This is a genomic window from Streptomyces sp. NPDC056480, assembly GCF_042795405.1.
Classification (GTDB): Bacteria; Actinomycetota; Actinomycetes; order Streptomycetales; family Streptomycetaceae; genus Streptomyces.
Window position 1 is genome coordinate 18,608 of record NZ_JBHTSA010000075.1, and the last position, 21,650, is coordinate 40,257.

The 21,650-nt window shown below is 72.0% G+C and carries 17 protein-coding genes; 10 read left to right on the forward strand and 7 right to left on the reverse strand.

Translation table 11 applies throughout. From position 1 onward, the window contains the following. Nucleotides 1-304 precede the first annotated feature (304 nt). On the reverse strand, nucleotides 305-568 hold the full coding sequence (locus tag ACFQ79_RS27540) for a WhiB family transcriptional regulator (protein WP_015033978.1): 264 nt from the start codon (nucleotides 566-568) through the stop codon (nucleotides 305-307). A gap of 701 nt (nucleotides 569-1,269) precedes the next feature. Between ACFQ79_RS27540 and ACFQ79_RS27545 the strand changes: the two genes are divergently transcribed. The 3 genes from ACFQ79_RS27545 to ACFQ79_RS27555 all read left to right on the forward strand — a co-directional run bounded on the left by ACFQ79_RS27545 (nucleotide 1,270) and on the right by ACFQ79_RS27555 (nucleotide 4,262). Continuing rightward, nucleotides 1,270-1,800, forward strand: a complete 531-nt coding sequence (locus tag ACFQ79_RS27545; protein ID WP_383588365.1) for a cysteine dioxygenase — start codon at nucleotides 1,270-1,272, stop codon at nucleotides 1,798-1,800. 117 nt (nucleotides 1,801-1,917) lie between these two features. Continuing rightward, nucleotides 1,918-2,871, forward strand: coding sequence for a 2-phospho-L-lactate transferase (gene cofD / locus ACFQ79_RS27550; protein ID WP_383588368.1), 954 nt, complete (start codon nucleotides 1,918-1,920; stop codon nucleotides 2,869-2,871). Nucleotides 2,872-2,930: 59 nt separating this feature from the next. After that, nucleotides 2,931-4,262 carry a coenzyme F420-0:L-glutamate ligase gene (locus ACFQ79_RS27555; protein WP_383588411.1) on the forward strand — a complete coding sequence of 444 codons (1,332 nt, stop codon included), beginning with the start codon at nucleotides 2,931-2,933 and terminating at the stop codon, nucleotides 4,260-4,262. 235 nt (nucleotides 4,263-4,497) lie between these two features. Here ACFQ79_RS27555 and ACFQ79_RS27560 read toward each other — a convergent pair whose 3' ends face one another. From ACFQ79_RS27560 to ACFQ79_RS27570, 3 genes are all read right to left on the reverse strand, one after another. Next, complete coding sequence (locus tag ACFQ79_RS27560; protein ID WP_383588371.1) at nucleotides 4,498-5,472, reverse strand: DNA-3-methyladenine glycosylase family protein; 975 nt, start codon at nucleotides 5,470-5,472, stop codon at nucleotides 4,498-4,500. Between the two features lie 446 nt (nucleotides 5,473-5,918). Beyond that, on the reverse strand, nucleotides 5,919-7,001 hold the full coding sequence (locus tag ACFQ79_RS27565) for a sugar phosphate nucleotidyltransferase (protein ID WP_383588374.1): 1,083 nt from the start codon (nucleotides 6,999-7,001) through the stop codon (nucleotides 5,919-5,921). Nucleotides 7,002-7,105: 104 nt separating this feature from the next. Beyond that, nucleotides 7,106-8,707 carry a peptidoglycan recognition protein gene (locus tag ACFQ79_RS27570; protein WP_383588376.1) on the reverse strand — a complete coding sequence of 534 codons (1,602 nt, stop codon included), beginning with the start codon at nucleotides 8,705-8,707 and terminating at the stop codon, nucleotides 7,106-7,108. A 137-nt stretch (nucleotides 8,708-8,844) separates the two neighbouring features. On the opposite strand from ACFQ79_RS27570, the gene ACFQ79_RS27575 reads away from it, so the two are divergent. The 4 genes from ACFQ79_RS27575 to ACFQ79_RS27590 all read left to right on the forward strand — a co-directional run bounded on the left by ACFQ79_RS27575 (nucleotide 8,845) and on the right by ACFQ79_RS27590 (nucleotide 14,969). Beyond that, nucleotides 8,845-9,597 (forward strand): TIGR03089 family protein, encoded by a 753-nt coding sequence (locus ACFQ79_RS27575; RefSeq protein WP_383588379.1) that lies wholly within the window; start codon nucleotides 8,845-8,847, stop codon nucleotides 9,595-9,597. A 302-nt stretch (nucleotides 9,598-9,899) separates the two neighbouring features. Then, nucleotides 9,900-11,129, forward strand: a complete 1,230-nt coding sequence (locus ACFQ79_RS27580; RefSeq protein ID WP_383588383.1) for an LCP family protein — start codon at nucleotides 9,900-9,902, stop codon at nucleotides 11,127-11,129. A gap of 268 nt (nucleotides 11,130-11,397) precedes the next feature. Further along, nucleotides 11,398-13,152 (forward strand): LCP family protein, encoded by a 1,755-nt coding sequence (locus ACFQ79_RS27585; RefSeq protein ID WP_383588386.1) that lies wholly within the window; start codon nucleotides 11,398-11,400, stop codon nucleotides 13,150-13,152. Nucleotides 13,153-13,202: 50 nt separating this feature from the next. Next, nucleotides 13,203-14,969: an LCP family protein gene (locus ACFQ79_RS27590; protein ID WP_383588389.1), complete on the forward strand. Its 1,767-nt coding sequence runs from the start codon at nucleotides 13,203-13,205 to the stop codon at nucleotides 14,967-14,969. A gap of 196 nt (nucleotides 14,970-15,165) precedes the next feature. Here the strand turns inward: ACFQ79_RS27590 and ACFQ79_RS27595 are convergent, their stop codons facing one another. Further along, nucleotides 15,166-16,200: a glycosyltransferase family 2 protein gene (locus ACFQ79_RS27595; RefSeq protein ID WP_383588392.1), complete on the reverse strand. Its 1,035-nt coding sequence runs from the start codon at nucleotides 16,198-16,200 to the stop codon at nucleotides 15,166-15,168. 263 nt (nucleotides 16,201-16,463) lie between these two features. Here ACFQ79_RS27595 and ACFQ79_RS27600 point away from each other — a divergent pair, with 263 nt between their 5' ends. Together ACFQ79_RS27600 and ACFQ79_RS27605 are read left to right on the forward strand one after the other, a co-directional pair. Then, nucleotides 16,464-17,849: an LCP family protein gene (locus ACFQ79_RS27600; RefSeq protein WP_383588395.1), complete on the forward strand. Its 1,386-nt coding sequence runs from the start codon at nucleotides 16,464-16,466 to the stop codon at nucleotides 17,847-17,849. Beyond that, nucleotides 17,846-19,342, forward strand: a complete 1,497-nt coding sequence (locus ACFQ79_RS27605) for an MFS transporter (RefSeq protein WP_383588398.1) — start codon at nucleotides 17,846-17,848, stop codon at nucleotides 19,340-19,342. The genes ACFQ79_RS27600 and ACFQ79_RS27605 overlap by 4 nt, the downstream gene beginning before the upstream one ends. Here the strand turns inward: ACFQ79_RS27605 and ACFQ79_RS27610 are convergent. After that, nucleotides 19,330-19,863 (reverse strand): acyl-CoA thioesterase, encoded by a 534-nt coding sequence (locus tag ACFQ79_RS27610; RefSeq protein WP_383588401.1) that lies wholly within the window; start codon nucleotides 19,861-19,863, stop codon nucleotides 19,330-19,332. The genes ACFQ79_RS27605 and ACFQ79_RS27610 overlap by 13 nt on opposite strands. A 130-nt stretch (nucleotides 19,864-19,993) precedes the next feature. Between ACFQ79_RS27610 and ACFQ79_RS27615 the strand changes: the two genes are divergently transcribed. Then, the gene (locus tag ACFQ79_RS27615; RefSeq protein WP_383588404.1) at nucleotides 19,994-21,277 is read left to right on the forward strand and encodes an LCP family protein; all 1,284 of its coding nucleotides are present in this window, start codon (nucleotides 19,994-19,996) and stop codon (nucleotides 21,275-21,277) included. A 61-nt stretch (nucleotides 21,278-21,338) separates the two neighbouring features. Here ACFQ79_RS27615 and ACFQ79_RS27620 read toward each other — a convergent pair. Further along, nucleotides 21,339-21,650, reverse strand: a 312-nt coding sequence (locus tag ACFQ79_RS27620; protein ID WP_383588407.1) for an acyl-CoA dehydrogenase family protein, incomplete at its 5' end; no start/stop codon positions are given.

A 21,650-nucleotide genomic window follows, 5' to 3' on the forward strand; every position in this document is an offset into this window, starting at 1 on the left:
CCGCTGTGGACAGAGCGGGAGGAAGGGTTTCTCGCGACGCGCGCGGAGTTTCCCTCGGTACGGGCGGAGGGGCGCGGCTCCCGGCAGCGGACGGCCCGCGCCCCGACAGCGCCCTTCGCGTCTCCCGACACGCGGAACGGTCCGCCTCCTGGGGATGAACCACAGGTGGCGGACCGTTCTCGGTGGACCGCGTGTTCTCGGTGTGCGCGCCCCGGCGGGCGGGGGCCCGGGAGGCTTCGCGCGGGCCCGGGAGGCTTCGCGCTTCGCGCGGGCCCGGGAGGCTTCGCGCGGTTCGGGCGGCGGTTCAGACCGCGGCCTTCTTCAGGCGGCGCCGCTCGCGCTCGGAGAGACCGCCCCAGATGCCGAACCGCTCGTCGTTCTGCAGGGCGTATTCGAGGCATTCGGAGCGGACCTCGCAGGCAAGGCATACCTTCTTGGCCTCTCGGGTCGAGCCGCCCTTCTCGGGGAAGAAGGACTCAGGATCGGTCTGGGCGCACAGCGCGCGCTCCTGCCAGCCGAGTTCTTCGTCCGCGTCCTCGACCAGCAGTTCCTGGAACAACTCGGTCATGTGCGCCCCTCGTCTGTTCTGTGCGTCCCCGTGGTCTTGCCGTTGCGAACCCGGCCGAACGACACGAGTGAAATTACAAGTTCGTGCTCTGCGCGAGTCAAGCCGAGATCTGCTATTGGGCCTCGTATTCACTCTGCGGAACCAAGCGTATGCGGAAAGTGTTCAAATCACCAAAAAACGAGACACATGCCACCGGCCTGGGTGCACCGTGCGCGACCCTTCACAAGGGAGGACGTCCGAGACTTGGATCTTGTTGCGATCCAGCCATGGAAGCGACCCGGATCACAGTCCGATCACGGACCCGCCGGGATCCGCGTGGTGACCGAGCGTGGTCGATCACGCGGGCGCCGCCATGTTTACGGGCACAGTTGAAGCGCCATCTCTCCTGGTCCGCGGCTGAACAAACCTTTCTCCGCGCACTGTAACCGGATGAGGTGAAACATTACCCCCAAATCGGGCATTGGGTTGACAGTCGGGTGTTGTTCCGGCCACCTTTGGTGGCATGCCAGCGACCGCAGCGCTCTCCGCGACCCACAGCCGTGGGTTCCGCAGCGCTGTCCAGGCGCGCTGTTGCTGTTGCTGTCCCAGCTGTTGATGCCGTAGAGCTCCAGCTTCTCCCCCAGCGTCACCCTGCGTCACTCGCGTCACCTTTTCTCCGTGACCCCCACCGCTTCTGTTTCTGCTGAGGAACCACCCCACCCATGAACATGGACAGCGACCTTCAGATCGCCGGCGACATCCTCGAGGTCCCGCACCTCCTCCAGCCCGAGCGCGCCCACCCCCGGACGGTGGCCGAGTTCGCCGGCCTGGCCCGCTCGATCGCCGACGACCGCGCCCAGTGGGCCCCGTACGTCGAGTACGACGCCACGACCCGCTGGTACCACCGGCTCCGCACCGGCCCCGGCTACGAGGTGTGGCTGCTCTCCTGGGTGCCCGGCCAGGGCAGCGGGCTCCACGACCACGGCGTCTCCTCCGGCGTACTGACCGTCCTGGAGGGCGAACTGACGGAACGCACGGAGCGGGGCACGCGGACGCTCGCGCCGGGCACGGAGAGGGTGTTCGCGCCGGGGTACGTCCACGAGGTCGTCAACGACTCCCTCGAACCCGCCGTCAGCCTGCACGTCTACTTCCCCGGCCTCACCGAGATGCCGATGCACGAGTCGCTCCAGGCGCAGTGCGCCCCCGTCGCCCCACCGCTCGCCCCGCTCGCCCCGGGCGCCGTCGTCGGCTGACAGCCCCACCCCCTCCCGGCCACCACGCCTCATACGATCAGCCTCCGGCTGACAGCCCCACCCGTCGCCCGGCCACCACCCCTCATACGATCAGCCTCCGGCTGACAGACTGTTCGCATGCGCATTGTGGTTCTGGCCGGCGGTATCGGTGGTGCCCGTTTCCTTCGCGGCCTCAAGCAGGCCGCGCCGGACGCGGAGATCACGGTCGTCGGCAACACCGGTGACGACATCCATCTCTTCGGGCTGAAGGTCTGCCCCGACCTGGACACGGTGATGTACACCCTCGGTGGTGGCATCAACGAGGAACAGGGCTGGGGACGTACGGACGAGTCCTTCACCGTCAAGGAGGAACTCGCGGCGTACGGCGTCGGACCCGAGTGGTTCGGCCTCGGCGACCGGGACTTCGCGACCCATATCGTCCGTACGCAGATGCTCGGCGCGGGCTACCCGCTGAGCGCCGTCACCGAGGCGCTCTGCGCCCGCTGGCAGCCGGGCGTACGCCTCCTCCCCATGTCCGACGACCGCGTCGAGACGCACGTGGCGATCGAGGTCGACGGCGAGCAGCGTGCGGTGCACTTCCAGGAGTACTGGGTGAAACTGCGCGCCTCCGTCGACGCGAAGGCGATCGTGCCGGTCGGCGCGGAGGCGGCGAAGCCCGCGCCGGGCGTCCTGGACGCCATCGCCGAGGCCGACGTCATCCTCTTCCCCCCGTCCAACCCCGTGGTGAGCGTCGGGACGATCCTGGCCGTACCCGGGATCCGTGAGGCGATCGTCGCGGCCGCGGCGCCCGTCGTCGGCCTCTCCCCCATCGTCGGCGACGCGCCGGTGCGCGGCATGGCCGACAAGGTGCTCGCGGCGGTCGGCGTGGAGTCGACGGCGGCGGCGGTCGCCGCGAACTACGGCTCCGAGCTGCTCGGCGGCTGGCTCGTCGACACCGTCGACGAGGGCGCCGTCGCGGACGTCGAGGCGGCGGGCATCCGCTGCCGGGCGGTCCCGCTGATGATGACCGATGTCGACGCGACGGCCGCGATGGCCCGGGAGGCACTGGCGCTCGCGGAGGAGCTGCGGTGACGGACGGGACGGACGTGGCGGACGGGACGGACTTGGCAGACGTGGCGGGCGTGGCGGACGTGGCGGGGGTTGTCGGGGAGGGAGTGCCGCAGGAGGCTCCCTCGTATCGGGTCTGGGCACTGCCCGGGCTGCCGGAGGTGACGGCCGGGGACGACCTGGCCAAGCTGATCTCCTCCGTCTCGCCGGAACTCGTCGACGGGGACGTCCTCCTCGTCACCTCCAAGATCGTGAGCAAGGCCGAGGGGCGGGTGATCGCCGCCGACGACCGCGAGGAGGCCATAGACGCCGAGACGGTACGGGTGGTGGCGCGGCGCGGCACCCTGCGGATCGTCGAGAACCGGCAGGGCCTCGTCATGGCCGCCGCCGGTGTCGACGCGTCCAACACCCCTTCCGGGACCGTCCTGTTGCTGCCCGAGGATCCCGACGCCTCGGCGCGACGCATCCGTTCGGGCCTGCGCGAGGCGCTCGGCGTGGACGTGGGGGTCGTCGTCACGGACACGTTCGGGCGGCCCTGGCGCGCCGGGCTCACCGACGTGGCGATCGGCGCGGCCGGAGTGCGGGTCCTCGACGACCTGCGCGGCGGGACCGACGCGTTCGGCAATCCGCTGAGCGCGACGGTGGTCGCCACGGCGGACGAACTCGCCGCCGCGGGCGACCTGGTGAAGGGCAAGGCGGCGGGTCTGCCGGTCGCCGTCGTCCGGGGTCTTCCGCACGTGGTGGCCGGGGACGAGGAGCCGGGGGCGCGGGCGCTGGTGCGCGCCGCCGCCGACGACATGTTCCGGCTGGGCACGTCGGAGGCCGTACGGGAGGCGGTGACGCTGCGGCGGACCGTACGGGAGTTCACCGACGACCCGGTCGACCCGGGGGCGGTACGGCGCGCGGTGGCGGCGGCCCTGACGGCGCCGGCCCCGCACCACACGACGCCGTGGCGGTTCGTGCTCCTGGAGTCGGCGGAGTCGCGGGTACGGCTGCTCGACGCGATGCGGGACGCGTGGATCGCGGACCTGCGGCGGGACGGCCGGTCCGAGGAGTCCATCGCGAAGCGGGTCCGGCGCGGGGACGTCCTGCGCAACGCCCCGTACCTCGCGGTGCCCTGCCTCGTCATGGACGGCTCCCACCACTACGGCGACCCGCGGCGGGACACCGCCGAGCGCGAGATGTTCGTGGTGGCGGCGGGCGCGGGCGTCCAGAACTTCCTGGTGGCGCTGGCCGGTGAGCGTCTCGGCTCGGCGTGGGTGTCCTCGACGATGTTCTGCCGCGACGTCGTACGCGAGGTCCTCGACCTGCCGGAGGACTGGGACCCGCTGGGCGCGGTGGCCATCGGCCACGCGGCGGGGGAACCGAGGGTGCGGGGGGCGCGGGTGGCTGCGGAGTTCGTGGCGGTGAGGTAGGGGCGGGGCCGTCGGTGGGCGGGGGCCTGCGGTTTGGTTGGCGGGCCTGCCGGGTGGTGGCCTGCCGGGTGGTGGCCTGCCGGGCCTTGCGCCTGACAGGCGGTGGGCCTGCCGGGTGGTGGGTCGGCTGCGGTGGTGGTCGGCTGTGGTGGTGGGTCTGACCCGCTGGGCCGTGGGCCTGCGCAGCCGTGGGCCTGGCGGTGGTGGCCTGCCCGGCCGTGGGCCTCGCCGGATGCTAGAGACCCGTGATGTTGCCCGGGGTCATGCGGGGGGCCCTGCGGGGTGGGACCCGGCCGCTGAGGAGGATCAGGCGGGCCGCTCGGTGGCGTTGGCCCTCGTACGGGGCCAGGAGGTCGAGCATCGCCTCGTCGTCGGCCGTCCGGTCGCCCGCCAGTGCCCAGCCGACGATGCCGGGCAGGTGGAGGTCGCCGGTGGTGACCTCGTCCGGGGCGCCGTTGCTGCGCTGGATCGTCTCCGCGCTCGTCCACGGGCCGATGCCCGGGATCAGCTCCAGGCGCCTGCGGGCCGCCGGCGGGTCCATGAGGACGGCCTCCTCCAGGCGGGCCGCGACCCTGGCCGCGCGGACGATCGTCGCCGAGCGCTTGCCGTCGACGTTCGCGCGGTGCCACTCCCACGACGGGATCTGCGTCCACGTCCGTGCGTCCGGCATCACGTACATGCCCTCGGGGGCCGGGCCCGGCGCGGGCTCGCCGTACGTCCGTACGAGCTGCCGCCAGGCCCCGTACGCCTCCGTCGTCGTGACCTTCTGCTCCAGGATCGTCGGGATCAGCGACTCCAGGACCAGGCCCGTGCGGGTCAGCCGGAGGCCGGGGCGGCGGCGGTGGGACGCCAGGACCAGCTTGTGGCGGGGGACGAAGGCGGTGGGGTCGTCCTCGGCGCCGAGGAGGGCGGGGGCGTTGTCCAGGAGCCAGGTCGCGCCCGGACCCCAGGCCTCGGCCTCGGCCGCGCCCGCGGCTGTCCCTTCCCGGACCGCCACCCGGATCGTGCCGGGGCCGTCGGGGGTGCGGCTCGCCCGCCAGACGGAGCCGTCGGGAGTCACACGGAAGGTGGGGTCGGCGGGGCCGCGGCGCAGGGGGCCGAGGGTGAGGCCGAGATCCACGGGGGAGTCGGGGGGCGTGGGTACGGGGGTGTGGCCGCCGCGGATCGTGGTGCGGGTGGTGGGGGTGGGGGGTCTGAAGCGGCCGGCCATGGGTACGAGCGTAGCCCGGTGGGTGGGGGTGGGGGCTTGGCGCTGTGCGCTTTGGCCGGGCCGGCGCCTTGCCTGCGGGGCGCGGCGCCCTCGCCGCCGCACGTGAGCCGGCGCCCTCGCCACGCTGTGCGGGCACGCCCCTTGCCGTCGGTGTGCGGGCCGCCGCGCCCTCACCCACCCGCCGTGTGGGCAATCGTCCCGCAGGGCGGGACGGGTGGGCACACGGGACGGCGCCCTTGGCGGCGCCTCCGCCCCTTGTGCCCTGGCCCGCACCCCTCGTGCGCCGCACCTGTGGTGCGGGTTCAGGCGCGGAAGCCTAGGCCCGGCAAGGGGCGCCGTCCGTTGTGCCCACCCGTTCCGCCCCAGCGGAACGAATGCCCACAACGGGGTGGACGGCGGCGGGGGTGCCCCGTGGGGGCTAGGGCGGCTGGGTGGAGGACCTGGGGTTACTGGTCCGAGGAGAAGCGGATCGTGGCGGCGGGGAGGGTGGCGTCGCACCAGATTCTTATGCCGTCGCGGAGTTCGTTGTCCGGGCCCACCTGCGCGCCGTCGCCGATCACCGCGCCCGTCAGGACCGTGCGCGCGCCGATGCGGGCGCCCGCGCCGATCAGGGAGTCGGTGACCACCGCGCCCGGTTCGACGACCGCGCCGGCCAGCAGCGTGGAGCCCGATATGCGGGCGCCCTCGCCGACGACCGCGTCCGCGCCGACGACCGTGCCGCCGGTCAGCTTGGCGTCCGGGGCGACACGGGCCGACGGGAGGACCAGGCGGTCGCCGCAGCGGCCCGGGACGGCCGGGGACGGCGCGCGGCCCAGGACCAGGTCGGCGGAGCCGCGGACGAAGGCCTGCGGGGTGCCGAGGTCCAGCCAGTACGTGGAGTCGACCATGCCCTGGAGGTGGGCGCCGGAAGCCAGGAGTTCCGGGAAGGTCTCGCGTTCGACCGAGACGGGGCGGCCTGCGGGGATCGTGTCGATGACCGAGCGGCGGAAGACGTACGCCCCCGCGTTGATCTGGTCGGTGACGATCTCCTCGGGCGTCTGCGGCTTCTCCAGGAAGGCCGTGACGCGGCCGGTGGCGTCCGTGGGGACCAGGCCGAAGGCGCGCGGGTCCTCGACCCGGGTGAGGTGCAGCGAGACGTCCGCGCCGGAGGAGGAGTGGGTGGCGACGAGGGCCTGGATGTCGAGGCCCGTGAGGATGTCCCCGTTGAAGATGAGGACCGGGTCGTCGGGGCCCGAGTGCAGTCGCGAGGCGACGTTGCGTATCGCGCCGCCGGTGCCGAGCGGCTCCTCCTCGGTGACGTACTCCAGGCTCAGGCCGAGCGCCGAGCCGTCACCGAAGTGCGGCTCGAAGACCTCGGCCAGGTAGGAGGTGGCGAGCACGATGTGCTCGACGCCGGCGGCGCGGGCGCGGGCCAGCTGGTGCGTCAGGAAGGGGACGCCGGCCGCCGGAACCATGGGCTTGGGCGTGTTGACCGTGAGCGGTCGCAGCCTTGTTCCCTTGCCACCGACCAGGAGGATCGCTTCTGTCACCTTGTCGTCTCTGCTTCCTGTTCGGGGCCGGTCGGCTCGCCCGTCTCGGTCGTCCGTGCGATATGACCGGTCAGTCTAGGCAGATGGTTGCCCCGATGACCCCATCAGCTCCTTCCCTGGTACTTCGCGGAGCTCGTACGGGCCGTTCCGAGCTTGCCGTACAGCCGTGCTCCGGGGCACTCCGTCGCGAATCCGTCGCGGTGTCCCGCGATGGCGTTGAGCTTGACCGTGCTGCCCTTCTTGTACAGGTTTCCGCCGCCGGAGACCAGGTACGCCGAGCCCTTCGGATTCACCCCGTGGAGACCGAGCTTCCAGGCCGTCAGACGGGCGACGGCGGTCACCACGGCGGCCGGCGGGGTGCTCTTGGTGAAGGTGCCGAGGACGGCGATGCCCATGCTGTTGGTGTTGAAACCGAGGGTGTGCGCGCCGAGGACCGGCTTGGCCACTCCCCCGGCTCGGCCTTCGTAGATGTTTCCGCACTTGTCGACGGCGAAGTTGTAGCCGAAGTCTCGCCATCCACTGCTCTGGACGTGGTAGCGGTAGATACTGCGCAGAACGGAGGGCGCCTGGGCGCAGGTGTAGTTGTTGCCGGTGGCGCTGTGGTGCACGAAGGCGGCCTTGATGGTCTTCGTGTAGACGAAGCCCTTCTCGCGGATCCGCTCGTCGGCGCCCCAGCCCGCACGGGTGATGATCTTGGGGCGGGGGCCGATGTACGGCTTCGCCGCGGCCGGCTGTTCGGGGGCCTGGGCCTCGGCGTTGGCCTGGGCGTCGGCGGGGGCCTGGGCGTCGGCGTTGGCCTGGGCGTCGGCAGGGGCCTGGGCGTCGGCGGGGGCCTGGGCCGCGTCCGGAGCCTGGGCCTCGTCCGGGAGGGCCAGGGCGGCCGGCGGGGCCATCGCCTGAGGCACCGTCGGCAGGTACGGAAGCGTGAGCTCCGTGGCCTCCTTCGACAGGGCGGGGATCCAGGCCGCGCCGAACGGGGCGAGCTGGGTGTTCACACCGCTCACCGCCGCCTGCGCCGCGTTCAGACCGGCCAGGGTCAGCGAGCCCGCCGTCGTGCGGGACCACGAGGCGGCCGTGGCCGCCGTGGCCACCGTGGCCGCGGTCACGGGGGTCGCCGCCGCGGTCGGGTCCTGAGCCGGGGCAGCGCCCGGGGCCTCGCCGGGGTCGACGAGTTCCAGCCGCAGGCCTTCGGGGAGCGGCTCGTCCCCCCGTACCCGGATCTCGACGCCGTCCGAGTCGCCCACCCACAGCGGGGCCGTGGACCCCTTGAGCGCCCGACCGTGGCCTTCCGCGGTGTCCGGGTCGGCGCCGTGTTCCTCGTTGTGGGTCTCCACGTCCTGCCACTCCGACCAGGCGCCGCCGCCGGTGGCACGGGTGCGGACCTGCACGACGCCGTGCAGGGCGGCCGTCGGGTCGTCCCACACGACGCCGACGAGCGAGAAGGGTCTGACGTCGCGTCGGGTGAGTCCCTGGACGTCGGCGTCGTCCGTCCCGCCGCCCAGCGAGCGGTCGCTGTCGTCCAGCGACTCCAGGGGCAGGGACTGCGTGGCGCCGGGCAGTTCGGGCGCGGGTGGCTGCGCGGTGGCCGCCGGTGGCAGCCCCAGCGCCGATGGCACCGCGGCCGCCGCGGGTGCGGCGAGAGAGACCGGCAGGGCGAGGACCGTCGCGCAGGTCACGGCGATCGAGGAGGCGAGTGAGCAACGCATGGGCCGATCGTGCGTAGTTCGGGGCCGTTCCGCGCGTCGGGAACCCGCCGGGAAACCGACGCCCCGTCGGGCCGACCGGTGGACGGCGTCACCGGTACGGCGGACCCCGGCGCGGCGGCGCGCGTACGCTGTCGGGCGTGAACGCCAGCGACCGCACCCCCGCCGACCTGCTGCGATCCGCGCTCGCCGCGGACCCCGCCCGCCCCTTGGTCACCTTCTACGACGACGCCACCGGTGAGCGGGTGGAATTGTCCGTCGCCACCTTCGCCAATTGGGTGGCCAAGACGGCGAACCTGCTCCAGGGCGAGCTGTCCGCCGAACCCGGCGACAGGCTCGCGCTGCTGCTGCCCGCGCACTGGCAGTCGGCCGTCTGGCTGCTCGCCTGCTCGTCCGTAGGCGTGACCGCGGAGGTGGGCGGCGACCCGGCCGGCGCGGACCTGGTGGTCGCGGGGCCGGACACGCTCGAGGCGGGCCTCGCCTGTTCCGGGGAGCGGATCGCGCTCTCCCTCGCCCCGCTGGGCCGCCGCTTCCCCGCCGCGCCCGCAGGGTACGCGGACTACGCGGTCGAGGTGCCGAGCCAGGGCGACCGGTTCGCCCCCTTCGCACCGGTCGATCCGGGTGCTCCCGCGCTCGTCGTCGACGGCACGGAACGCAGTGGCGCGCAGCTCGTCGAGCAGGCCCGCACGGACGCGGAGACCCTCGGCCTCACCCCTGGCTCCCGGCTGCTCTCCGGGCTGGACTACGGGGACTGGAAGGGCCTCTCGACGGGCCTGTACGCCCCGCTCGCGGCGGGCGGCTCCGTGGTCCTCTGCCGGAACCTGGACCAGCTGTCGTCCGAGTCCCTGGCGAAGCGCGTGGAGAGCGAGCGGGTGACCGTCACCGAGGTCTGACCGGCGGCCGCCGAACGCGCCTCCGCCGCTCCCGGCCCGCGGGTGCCCGCCCACCCCGGTGAGCGCCCCATCCGACCGTCCGGCACCGGCGCCCACCGTCCCGGGCGCCGGATGACCGCCATCACCCCCCTCGTTCGGCCTAGCACCGCGCCGAGTCCACGCGTCACCGCGCCCCGTCCGGTACATGATCGGCCGGGGGGAGTCGACTCCTTCCGCACAACCATGCGTGGGGTTCGGCCGTCTCCTTCTACGACCGGCGGCCGCCCGGCGCACCGCCGACGCCTTGAAGGACGGACTCAGACGTGACGGACCGTGCTGGTACGCCCGCCGAACCTGATCCCCCGGCAACGGAGGGGACGGCGACGGAGGGGACGGCTGCCGGGACTCCGGAGGGGCCGCGCCGCCGACGCCACTGGCTGCGGTGGACGGCGCTCGGCGTCTCGCTCGTCGTGCTGGCCGCGGCCGGGGTCGGCTGGTGGTTCTACCGCAAGCTCGACGGCAACATCACCACGGACACCACCGCCGCCACCGAGCTCCGCAGGTACGAGAAGGAGCGCCCGGCGGCGGTCGTCTCGGCCGCCCGGAACATCCTGCTCATCGGCTCGGACACCCGGTCGGGCGAGGGGAACCGGAAGTACGGCAAGGACGAGGGCACCCAGCGCTCGGACACGACGATCCTGCTGCATCTGTCGGCGGGGAAGAAGAGCGCGACGGCCGTGTCGCTCCCCCGCGATCTGATGGTGACGATCCCGAGCTGCCGCAAGGCGGACGGGACGCGGACCCGTGAGCAGTTCGCGCAGTTCAACTGGGCCTTCGAGTTCGGCGGTACGGCGTGCACGATCCGTACCGTCGAGAAGCTGACCGGGATCCGGGTCGACCACCACATGGTGATCGACTTCCGGGGCTTCAAGAAGATGGTGGACGCCGTCGACGGCGTGGAGGTCTGCCTCAAGGAGCCCGTGAACGACCCGGCCGCGAAGCTGAAGCTGCCCGCGGGGCGCCAGACGCTCCACGGGGAGCAGGCCCTCGGCTTCGTACGGGCCCGGAAGTCGATCGGCAACGGCAGCGACACCGAGCGCATGGACCGCCAGCAGCAGTTCCTCGGCGCCCTGGTCAACAAGGTGCAGAGCGACGGGGTCCTGCTGAACCCGACCAAGCTCTATCCGGTCCTGGACGCGGCCACCAAGGCGATCACCACCGACCAGGGACTCGACTCACTGCGGGACCTGTACGACCTGGCGCGTTCGATGCGGGCCGTCCCGACCGAGAAGGTGCTGTTCCTCACGGTCCCCCGACGCCCCTACACGTACAACGCGAACCGGGACGAACTGGTGCAGCCGGCGGCGAGTCAACTCTTCAAGCAGCTACGGGAGGACCGGGTCGTCGTGGTGACCCCGGGCGACGAGAAGAAGGACGGGACGGGGGCGCGCGGGAGCGGGCCGGACGGGAAGCCCGACGACGCGGACACCCCGGTCCCCTCCGTGACGCCGACCTTCACGGGGCGCAGCGCCGCGGAAGGCGTGTGCTCCTAGCGCGGCCGCCGGAGGGGGCCGCGGGGGCGGTGGGTAAAGGGCGCACCAAGGGGAGGGTGGGGAGGGATGAGGTTTGAGCAAATTGCCCGGTTGTAAGGGGCGTGGAATTTGTCACGCGCGTCGCCCCACGCTGAACTGGGCGGATAGTGTGACGCGATCCGGTGCACCCCGACCGCGTGGTCGCACTCACCAAGGATCGAACGACCGAGAGAGCGGCGCCCAGTGGGGGAGGCGCCTCGCGTGGCACCGACGGAGGACTCGAGTAACCGTGGACGCGCACAGCCGTGGACGGGCGGACGAGATCGACCCCGCCGACCAGTGGGTGCTCAACCCGCAGACGGGCAACTACGAACTGCGACTGGACCACTCCGCTGGGCAGTCACAGCCGCGGACGTCGTCCGGGGCCCGTAGATCCACCGTTCCCGCTCCCGCGTCGCGCGACACCTCGGCCGACCCGTCCGTGGGCGCCCCCGTCGAGGCGCCCGTGCCCGGCCAGCGGCGCCGGCGGGTCTCCGAGCCCGAAGGCGGCCGGGGCAAGGAGTCGCCCGCGAGCCGCCGCAAGCGCAAGCAGGGCGCGTCCCGCAAGAAGAAGGTCCTGCTGTGGACCGGCGGCACGATGGCGCTCGTCCTCGTCGGCGGCGCGACCGGCGCGTACCTGCTCTACAACAAGCTCGACGGGAACATCGACGTCGTCGACCCGGTGGGTGTCGAGAGCAAGGGCTTCCGCAAGGGCGAGGCCTTCAACGTCCTGATCATCGGCACCGACAAGCGGACCGGTGCGGGCAACTCGGGCTACGGCGACAACAACAGTCCCGGTCACGCGGACACCACGATCCTCTTCCACGTCTCCAAGGACCGGACGAACGCCACGGCGCTCTCCATCCCGCGCGACCTGATGACGACGATCCCCGAGTGCCAGACGCGGCAGCCCGACGGCCAGATCCTCACGATCCCCGGCCAGCAGCAGGCCCGCTTCAACGTGAGCCTCGGCCAGGACGGCCGCGACCCCGGCTGCACCATGCGTACGGTCAAGGAGCTGACCGGCCTGACCGTCGACCACTTCATGATGGTCGACTTCAACGCCGTCAAGGAGCTGACCTCGGCCGTCGGCGGCGTGAAGGTCTGTGTCGAGAAGGCCGTCGACGACCCCAAGTCGCACCTCAAGCTGCCGGCCGGCGAGTCGGTCATCGAGGGCGAGAAGGCGCTCGCCTTCGTCCGTACCCGCTCCAGCTTCGGCAACAAGAGCGACCTGGACCGGATCAAGGTCCAGCAGCAGTTCCTCGGCTCGATGATCCGGCAGATGAAGTCGAACGAGACCCTCACCAGCCCGACGAAGCTGTACGACCTCGCCCAGGCGGCGACGGACGCGCTCACCGTCGACAAGGGCATAGGGTCCCTCGGCAAGCTCCAGGACCTGGCGGGGGAACTCTCCGGGATCGACACGAAGAACATCGCGTTCGCGACCCTCCCGGTCATCGACAACCCGGACGAGCCCAAGCCGATCACCGTGGTGCCGCACCCGACGCAGGCACCGCAGCTCTTCGCCGCGATGCAGGCCGACACCTCGCTCACCGAGGTGAAGAAGAAGCAGCAGGACGCCAAGAACGCCCAGGCGCAGGCCCAGGCGAAGCTCCTCCAGGGTGCGCGCGCCGAGGCCGTCGACGTACGCGTCGACGTCTTCAACGGCAGCGGCATCCAGGGCGCGGCCCAGTCGACCATCAACTGGCTGCAGAACGAAGAGGGCGTCACCCGCTCCACCAACAAGAGCAACGCCCCCGAGAAGGCGGCGAAGACGACGCTCACCTACGCACCGAACCAGGCCGATCAGGCCCGCAAGCTCGCGGACATGATGGGTCTGGCCGCCACGGCTCTCAAGCCGGGCACGCAGGACGCCGCGGAACGCGAGCCCATGACGCTCGTTCTCGGTGCCGACTTCAAGGGCGCGGGGGTGCCCATCAACGGTCCGGTGAAGGCGCCGGACGTCGAGAAGGTACAAGCTGACAAGCAGGTGTGCGCCAAGTAGTCCGGAAACACCGGGACTTGGCGCGCTCCTGACTGACGAGGGGACCTGGGGTGGGACAGAACAGCGTGCGTGGGGAGGGAACGCGCCGACGCGTTCCGCGCGCCCGTGAGACGGGCTGGGACGACGAGTTGTACGACGCCGGTGCGGCCACCGGCGCCGGGTCGGCCGACGCTCCCGAGGAGACGGACACGGCGGCCGGCTCCGACACGACGACCCGCGCCGAGCGCCGGCGTGGTGCCGGGAGCGGCGGCGGGGGTGGCGCCGACGGACGGTCGAGCCACCGTCGCGGCGGCTCGCGGCGGCGGGCCAAGAAGGCCGGCAAGCGCAAGGTGCTGCGCTGGGTCGCGATCACGCTGGCGGTGCTGATACTCGGCACGGCCGGCGCCGGATACCTGTACTACGAGCATCTCAACGGCAACATCCGCGGCGGCTCGCGCGCGGGCGGCGAGAGCGGCGTCAAGAAGGCCGCACCGAACGCCCTCGGCGACACCCCGCTCAACATCCTCCTGATCGGCTCCGACAGCCGGGCCGACGCCAAGAACGTGGCGCTCGGGGGCGGCAAGAACCTGCGCCAGTCCGCTCCGCTCGCGGACGTGCAGATGCTGCTGCACGTCTCGGCCGACCGGCAGAACGCCTCCATCGTCTCCATCCCGCGCGACACCATCGTGCCCATCCCGAAGTGCACGGGCAAGGACGGCACCACCTACCAGGCGACGACCACCTCTCCCATCAACGAGACGCTGGGACGCGGGGGTCCCGGCTGCACGCTGACGACCTGGGAGAGCCTCACCGGGGTCTACATCGACCACTGGATGATGATCGACTTCGCGGGTGTGGTGGCGATGGCCGACGAGGTCGGCGGCGTCCCCGTCTGTGTGAAGACCGGGGTCTGGGACAAGCCGACCCGGCTGGTGAAGGGCGGCTCGGGTCTGAAGCTGCCCGAGGGCACCCACGAGATCCAGGGCAAGCAGGCCCTCCAGTGGCTCCGTACCCGGCACGCCTTCGGCAACGACCAGGGCCGGGCCAAGGCCCAGCACATGTACCTCAACGGCATGGTCGAGAAGCTCCAGAAGCAGGACGCCTGGAGCGACACCGGTCAGCTGATGGGGCTCGCCGAGACGGCCACCCAGGCGCTCCAGGTCTCCGACGAGCTCAAGTCCGTGAAGAAGCTCTTCGACCTGTCGATGCAGCTCAAGAACGTGAAGATGAACCGCCTCACGACGGCGACGGTCCCGACGGTCGAGTGGTCGCAGGACAAGAACAAGCTCCAGATGGTGAAGTCGTCCGCGGACCGGATGTGGGCGATGCTCCGTGACGACATCGCCTTCGACAAGAACGGCAAGGCGGCCACGGCCAAGCCGAAGCCGGGCGCGTCGGCGAAGCCGAAGACGGCCGCCGAGGCCCCGGGCTCCTTCCCCGTCACCGTCGCCAACGGCACGGCCGGGACCGACGAGGCGCCCGTCGAGGGCCGCGCGAAGGCGATCACCGCGGCGCTCTCGGAGAAGGGCTTCACGCAGGCCGGCTCCTCCCAGGAGCCGCAGCCGCGCGAGGACACGGTCGTCCTCTACCCGAAGGACGCCGGCGACCAGGGCAGGGCCAACGCCGTGTCCGTGGCGAAGGCCCTCGGGCTGCCGGAGGCCAAGGTCAGGGCCGACGCCAAGGCGGAGGGCATCACGCTGATCGTCGGGGCGGATTGGCGCGAGGGCACCGCCTACAAGAAGCCGGCGGCGGAGGCGGGCGACCTGCCCGAGGGCGCCGACGACAAGGCGACCTGCATGGACATCTACTCGGTCTACAAGTGGGACGGGAAGAGCTGACCCGCCGGGAAGAACCGATCCTCCTCCGGTACGCGTGACCCTGAACGCGTGCCCCTAGAACGGCCGACGGCCGGGACCCGTGAAGGTCCCGGCCGTCGCCGTTGCGAGGGAGGCCCGTTGCAGGGGAAGCCCGTTGCGAGGGAGGCCCGTTGCGAGGGAAGCCCGTTGCAGGGGAAGCCCCGCGGCGGAGGAGGCGTCAGACCGTCTCGGACTCGCCGGCCGGGACCGCCGGGCGGCGGCTCGCGATGACCTTCCTCGCCAGCGAGCGCGGGCTCGTCAGGAAGCCGTAGCCCCAGGACATGTGCATCGTCGCCAGCGCCACCGGGATCCGGAGGCGGGCCTCGAACGACAGGCCCCTGCCCGCGGGGAGCGAGCCGACCGTGATCGCCGCGAGGTAGCCGGCCGGGATCACGAAGCCGAGCGGGGTGAGGACGGCGCCCACGACCAGGCCCGCGGCGATGGCGCACACGGCGGTCGGCGGGGCCAGGTAGCGGAGGTTGATCGAGCCCTGGTGGTAGCGGGCGACGACGTGGCGCCAGCGGCCGTAGTCCTTGTACTGCCTGGCGAGCGCGCGGACGCTGGGCCGCGGGCGGTACTGGACGCGCAGCTCCGGCGAGAACCAGATCAGGCCGCCGGCCTCGCGGATGCGGAAGTTCAGCTCCCAGTCCTGGGCGCGGACGAACTCCACGTTGTAGCCGCCCTGCCGCTCCAGCGCCTCGCGCCGGAAGACACCGAGGTACACGGTCTCGGCGGGGCCCGCCTCGCCGCCCGTGTGGAAGGCGGCGTTGCCCACGCCGATCTTCGAGGTCATCGCGGCGGCGACCGCGTCCTCCCAGGCGTTCTCGCCCTCGGCGTGCATCACACCGCCGACGTTCTGCGCGCCGGTCTCCTCCAGGAGCCGGACGGCCGTGGCGATGTAGTCCGGGGAGAGCATGCCGTGGCCGTCCACCCGCACCACGATCGGGTGACGCGAGGCCTTGATCGCCGCGTTGAGCGCGGCGGGCGTCCGGCCCGTGGGGTTCGGGACGGTCGTGACGCGGGCCCGGGGATCGGACGCGGTCTCGGCCACGAGTGCGGCGGCGATCTCGTCGGTGCGGTCCGTGGACGGTCCGAGCGCGATCACCACCTCCAGCTCCCCGTCGTACTCCTGCTCCAGGATGTGACGGACCGAGGTGCGCAGATACCGCTCCTCGTTGAGGACCGGCATGATCACGGAGACGGGGGGCAGCATGGTTCCTCGGGGTTCGGGGGCGGTGGGGCGGCCCCCGGGAGACAGCGGATCTGCCCGCCACGTTACCGCGAACGGGGGACAGCGGGCGTGCCGCACGGGTGGTGCTGCCTTGCGCTGATCGTATGGGCCTACCGTGCTCACGGTTCCCTTTGTCACACCCGCGGAGGTGTCCGTCCGTGCCCACACCGCCCCGCACGCCCCGTCCCCGGCCCGCCGCCCGTTCCGCGCCGGTCCGCCGGCGGCGGAGGCGCCCCCGGTGGGGGATGCGGATGGCGACGGCGCTCTCCGTGACGGTGCTCGCGGCGGGCGGGATCGGCCATGCGCTGGTCACCGGACTCGACACCGGGATCACCCGGGTCGACCCCTTCAAGGACATGAAGAACCGGCCTCAGGCCGGGCACGGGATGAACGTCCTCGTCGTCGGCACCGACGGCCGGGACGGGATCACCCCCGAGGAGAAGGCGAAGTACCGGCTCGGCGGCGCGCCCTGCCGCTGCACCGACACGGTGATGCTCGTCCACATCTCGGAGGACCGGGAGCGGGCGAGCGTCGTGAGCCTGCCCCGTGACTCGTACGCCGAGATGCCCGAGCACACCGATCTCACCAGCGGCAGGAAGCACCACGCGCATCCTGTGAAGCTGAACGCGGCCTACGCGGAGGGCGGGCCCTCGCTGACCGTACGGACCGTCGAGTCGATGACCGGCGTGAAGATCGACCACTACCTGGAGGTCGACTTCACCAGCTTCATGCGGACGGTGGACGCGGTCGGCGGGGTGCAGATCTGCACGACCCGGCCGGTCAAGGACTCCTACACCGGGCTCGACCTGCCGGCCGGCACCCACGAGCTGGACGGCGGGCAGGCGCTGCAGTACGTGCGCTCCCGGCACATCGACGGGGCCGCGGACATCGGCAGGATGCAGCGGCAGCAGCGGTTCCTGGCGGCTCTCGTGGAGCGGATCACGAGCGGCGGGGTGCTGTTCAACCCGGTGCGGTTCCGTGAGGTGGCCACGACGATGCTGAGCTCCGTCCGGGCCGACGAGGACTTCGGTACGGATCAGCTGCTCGCCCTCTCCAAGGCGATGCGGGGCTTCACCCCGGCCTCGTCGGAGTTCGTGTCCGTGCCGATCGGGGACATGAGCTTTCCCGTGAAGGGGATCGGGTCGACGGTGAAGTGGGACGCGGCGAAGGCGCAGAGGCTGTTCCAGGCGCTGCGGGAGGACCGGCCCCTGGCCGCGTCGAAACCGGGTGCCTCGTCCTCGGCGAAGGCGCCGAAGGCCGTGGTCGTGGATGTGGCACCGCGGACCGTGCGGGTGCAGGTCTACAACGGGACCCGGACCGACGGGCTCGGCCGGAAGGTCGACGACGCGCTGCGCGGGACCGGCTTCGACACCACCCGGGCGCCGAAGACCGGGACCGGGAAGGAGCGGGCGCGGACCCTCGTGGAGTACGACCCCCGCTGGGACCGCTCGGCGAAGTCCCTCGCGGCGGCGCTGCCGGGGGCGGAGCTGCGGGCCGTGAAGGGGCGGGGCGGGACGCTGCGGGTGACGGTGGGAGCCGACTACAAGGGGGTGACGGCGGTGCGGAGCGAGGAGACGGCACGGGGCGGGCCGTTCGAAGCGGTGACGGGCGACCGGGTGGTGTGCCCGTGACGACGGATGCCGTCGCGGCGGACGCCGGGCGGTCCGCGTCGGCGGCCGTGCTGATCGTGACCTGCGTCTCGACCCTGGTCGTCAACGCCAACACGTCGGCGGTGAGCATCCTGCTGCCGGCGATCAGCGAGGACACCGGGATGTCGCTGGACACCCTGCAGTGGGCCGTCACCGGGTACTCGCTGGTGGGCGCGGCGGTGATCGTCACCTCGGGGGCCCTCGGCGACGTGTTCGGACGCCGGCTGGTGTTCCTGGGCGGGCTGGCGCTGTTCATCGCCTCCTGCGTGCTCATCGCGCTGTCCGGCGGTGGCGTGGGGGTGATCGCGGGCCGGGCGATCCAGGGGGCGTCGGGGGCGACGATCCTGGCGTGCGGGATGAGTCTGCTGTCCGTGTCCACGTCCGGTGCCGGGCAGGTGCGGGCGGTGACCCTGTGGGGCGGCGCGTCGGCGGTGGGGGCCGCGGCGGGGCCGCTGGTCGGCGGAGTACTGGTGGACGGTACGGGCTGGCAGGGGCTGTTCTGGATCGACGCGGCGATCGCGCTCGCCTGTGTCCCGATCACCCTGAAGGGAGTCGCCGAGTCCCGTGATCCCGAACGCAGCCGCTCGATCGACTTCGCGGGGACCGTGCTGATCGCCGCCGTGCTCGCCCCGGCGCTGCTCGCGCTGAGCGAGGGGTCGGACTGGGGCTGGACGTCTGCCGCGGTGCTGGGGTGCTTCGCGGTGGCGCTGGCCTCGGCCGTCGGGTTCGTCGCGGTGGAGCGGCGGGTCGAGGCGCCGCTGGTGGACCTCCGGCTGCTGCGCAATCGCGTGCTGATCGGGGCGACGGTCGGGATCCTGCTGAGCGCGGGAGTGATCAACGGTCTGATGTACCTGGTCAGCCTCTACTTCCAGAACCCCGCCACGCTCGGGCTGAGCCCGTTCGAGGCGGGCCTGGCCACGCTGCCCGCGACGGTGGGCCTGATCGCGGTCACGCCGCTCGTGCCCCGCGCGGTCCAGCGGCTGGGCATCGGACCCGTGATCGCGCTCGGCTTCGCGGCGGCGACGGCCGGCTGCGCACTGCTGGTGTTCGTGCAGGGCGACTGGCGGTACGGGGCGTTCGTCCTGCCACTCGTGCTGCTGGCCGTCGGCCTGGGGCTCGTCAACGGTCCGGCGAGTTCCGCGTCCACCTCGGCGGTGTCCGCCGACGCGGTCGGTGCCGCTTCCGGCATCTCGAACATGGCCCGGTACATCGGGGCGGCCGCGTTCACCGCGGCCGTCGCGACGGTCAACACCACGGTGGGCGCGTCGCACACCGCCGACGGGGACGCCACGGCCGACGCGCTGGCGGCGGGTCTGTCCGGTGCGTGTCTGCTGCTCACGGTGGCGTCCGGGGCGGGCATGCTGCTGTCCGTCCTGGCGGTACGGGCCCGCCGCCGCCGGGCCGGGCCCGGGGCCTACGGTGCGGCAGCGGCCTCGCACGCCCACACCGTCGCCGTCGCTCCTCAGTCCTCGTAGCCCTCGGCCGCGCGGCGTTCGCGGAGTTCCTTGATCGCCTGGCGGCGGGCCAGCCGGTGGGTGCGGCGGATCTGCGCCTCCTGGTTGCGGCGCTTGTCCTGCTCCGTCTCCGGGACGACCTGCGGGACCGGGCGCGGCTTGCCGTCCGCGTCGACCGCGGCGAAGACCAGGTACGCGGAGCCGACCTGGGTCGCGGGCGTGGACTCGTTCCAGCGCTCCGCGAGGACCCGTACGCCGACCTCCATGGACGACCGGCCGGTCCAGTTCACCTGGGCCTTCACATGCAGCAGGTCACCGACCCGTACCGGCTCGAGGAAGACCATCTCGTCCATCGAGGCGGTGACCGCCGGTCCGCCCGAGTGCCGGCCCGCGACGGCGCCCGCCGTGTCGTCCACCAGCTTCATGATCACGCCGCCGTGCACCGTACCCAGGAGGTTGGTGTCGTGGCTGGTCATGATGTGGCTGAGGGTGGTGCGGGAGGCCGAGGTGGGCTTGCCCGGAATATCGCCCTGATCTGTCATGCCCTCCACCATATGCCGGGTCCCTCGGCCGTCGCCGTTCGGTCCCCTTTGCATCAGCTTGGCAACAGCACCGGTCCGATCCTCCACCCGGCCTGTCGCGCGCAAAGGCATGCCCGGCACACTGGTCCGCATGAATGACTGGCCCGAAGACGGCGGCTACGGCCGTGGCAGCGCGAACCCCCAGCCCGAGGGACCTCGCCGGATGAGCCATGTGCAGCGTCCGCAGGTTCCGCAGCAGCCGCCCCGCCAGGCACAGGGCCAGGGCTACAACCCGAACTTCACCCAGGCGCAGGGCTCGGGCTACGACTCCGGTTACAGCTCGGGCCAGGTCTACGGCGGCCCGCAGGGCGGCGGCCCCCAGGGCGGAGGGCGCGGCACCGTGCCCCCGCAGTACGCGCCGGGCCCCGGCTCCGGCGGTCCCGGGCGTCCCGCCCCGGACTGGCGCAAGCGCATCAAGGTCGGCTCGATCGTCCTGGTCGTCGCCGTCGTCGCCTGGGGCATCGGCACCTACGCCTGGGCCAGCTCGCAGATGCGCAACGAGGTCGACCTCTCCAAGGTCATCGAGCGTCCGTCCGAGGGCGACTGCACGACGTATCTGATCGTCGGCTCCGACAGCCGTGAGGGCATGTCCGCCGAGGAGAAGAAGAAGCTCCACACCGGCTCCGCCGAGGGCAAGCGGACCGACTCGATGATGATCCTCGCGGCCTGCTCCAGCGGGAACACGATGGTCTCGCTGCCCCGTGACTCCTGGGTGACGATCCCCAGCTTCGTCGGCTCCGAGTCGGGCAAGACGTACCCGGCGCGCGGCGGCTCCAAGCTGAACGCCGCGTACGCGATGGACGGCCCGGAGCTGCTCGTCCGTACCGTCGAGTTCAACACCGGTCTGCGCATCGACCACTACGCCGAGATCGGCTTCGCCGGCTTCGCGAACATCGTCGACGCGCTCGGCGGTGTCGAGCTGAACATCGAGAAGGGCTTCAAGGACAAGAAGTCCGGAGCGAACTTCCAGGCCGGTACGCAGACCCTCAACGGCGAGCAGGCCCTGGCCTTCGTCCGCACCCGGTACGCCTTCGCCGAGTCGGACCTGCAGCGGACGAAGAACCAGCAGAAGTTCCTCTCCGCCCTGGCCAACCAGGCGGCGACGCCGGGCACCATCCTCAACCCGTTCGCGCTGTACCCGACGCTGGGCGCCGGTCTGGACACGCTGATCGTGGACAAGGACATGTCGCTGTACGACCTCGGGAAGATGTTCTTCGCCATGAAGGGCATCAACAGCGGTGACGGCAAGTCCATGAACATGCCGATCTCGGGCAGCGCGCCGCAGGGCTCCCTCAAGTGGGACATGCCGAAGGTGAAGCAGCTGGTGCAGCAGATCCAGAACGACGAGAAGGTCACGGTCGAGTCGAACCGCTGACCCCGTCGGACGGACGGAAGGGGGCGCTCCCGCCCGGTGGCGGGGGCGCCCTTCCGCGTACCTACGGGAGGTTGCGGGCCATGACGATGCGCTGGACCTGGTTGGTGCCTTCGTAGATCTGGGTGATCTTGGCGTCGCGCATCATGCGCTCGACGGGGTAGTCGCGGGTGTAGCCGTAGCCGCCGAGGAGCTGGACGGCGTCGGTGGTGACCTCCATGGCGACGTCGGAGGCGAAGCACTTGGCGGCGGCGCCGAAGAAGGTGAGGTCCTCCTTGTCACCGCCGGCGGAGACGCGCTCCGACTTGGCGGCGGCGGCGTAGGTGAGCTGGCGGGCGGCTTCGAGCTTCATGGCCATGTCGGCGAGCATGAACTG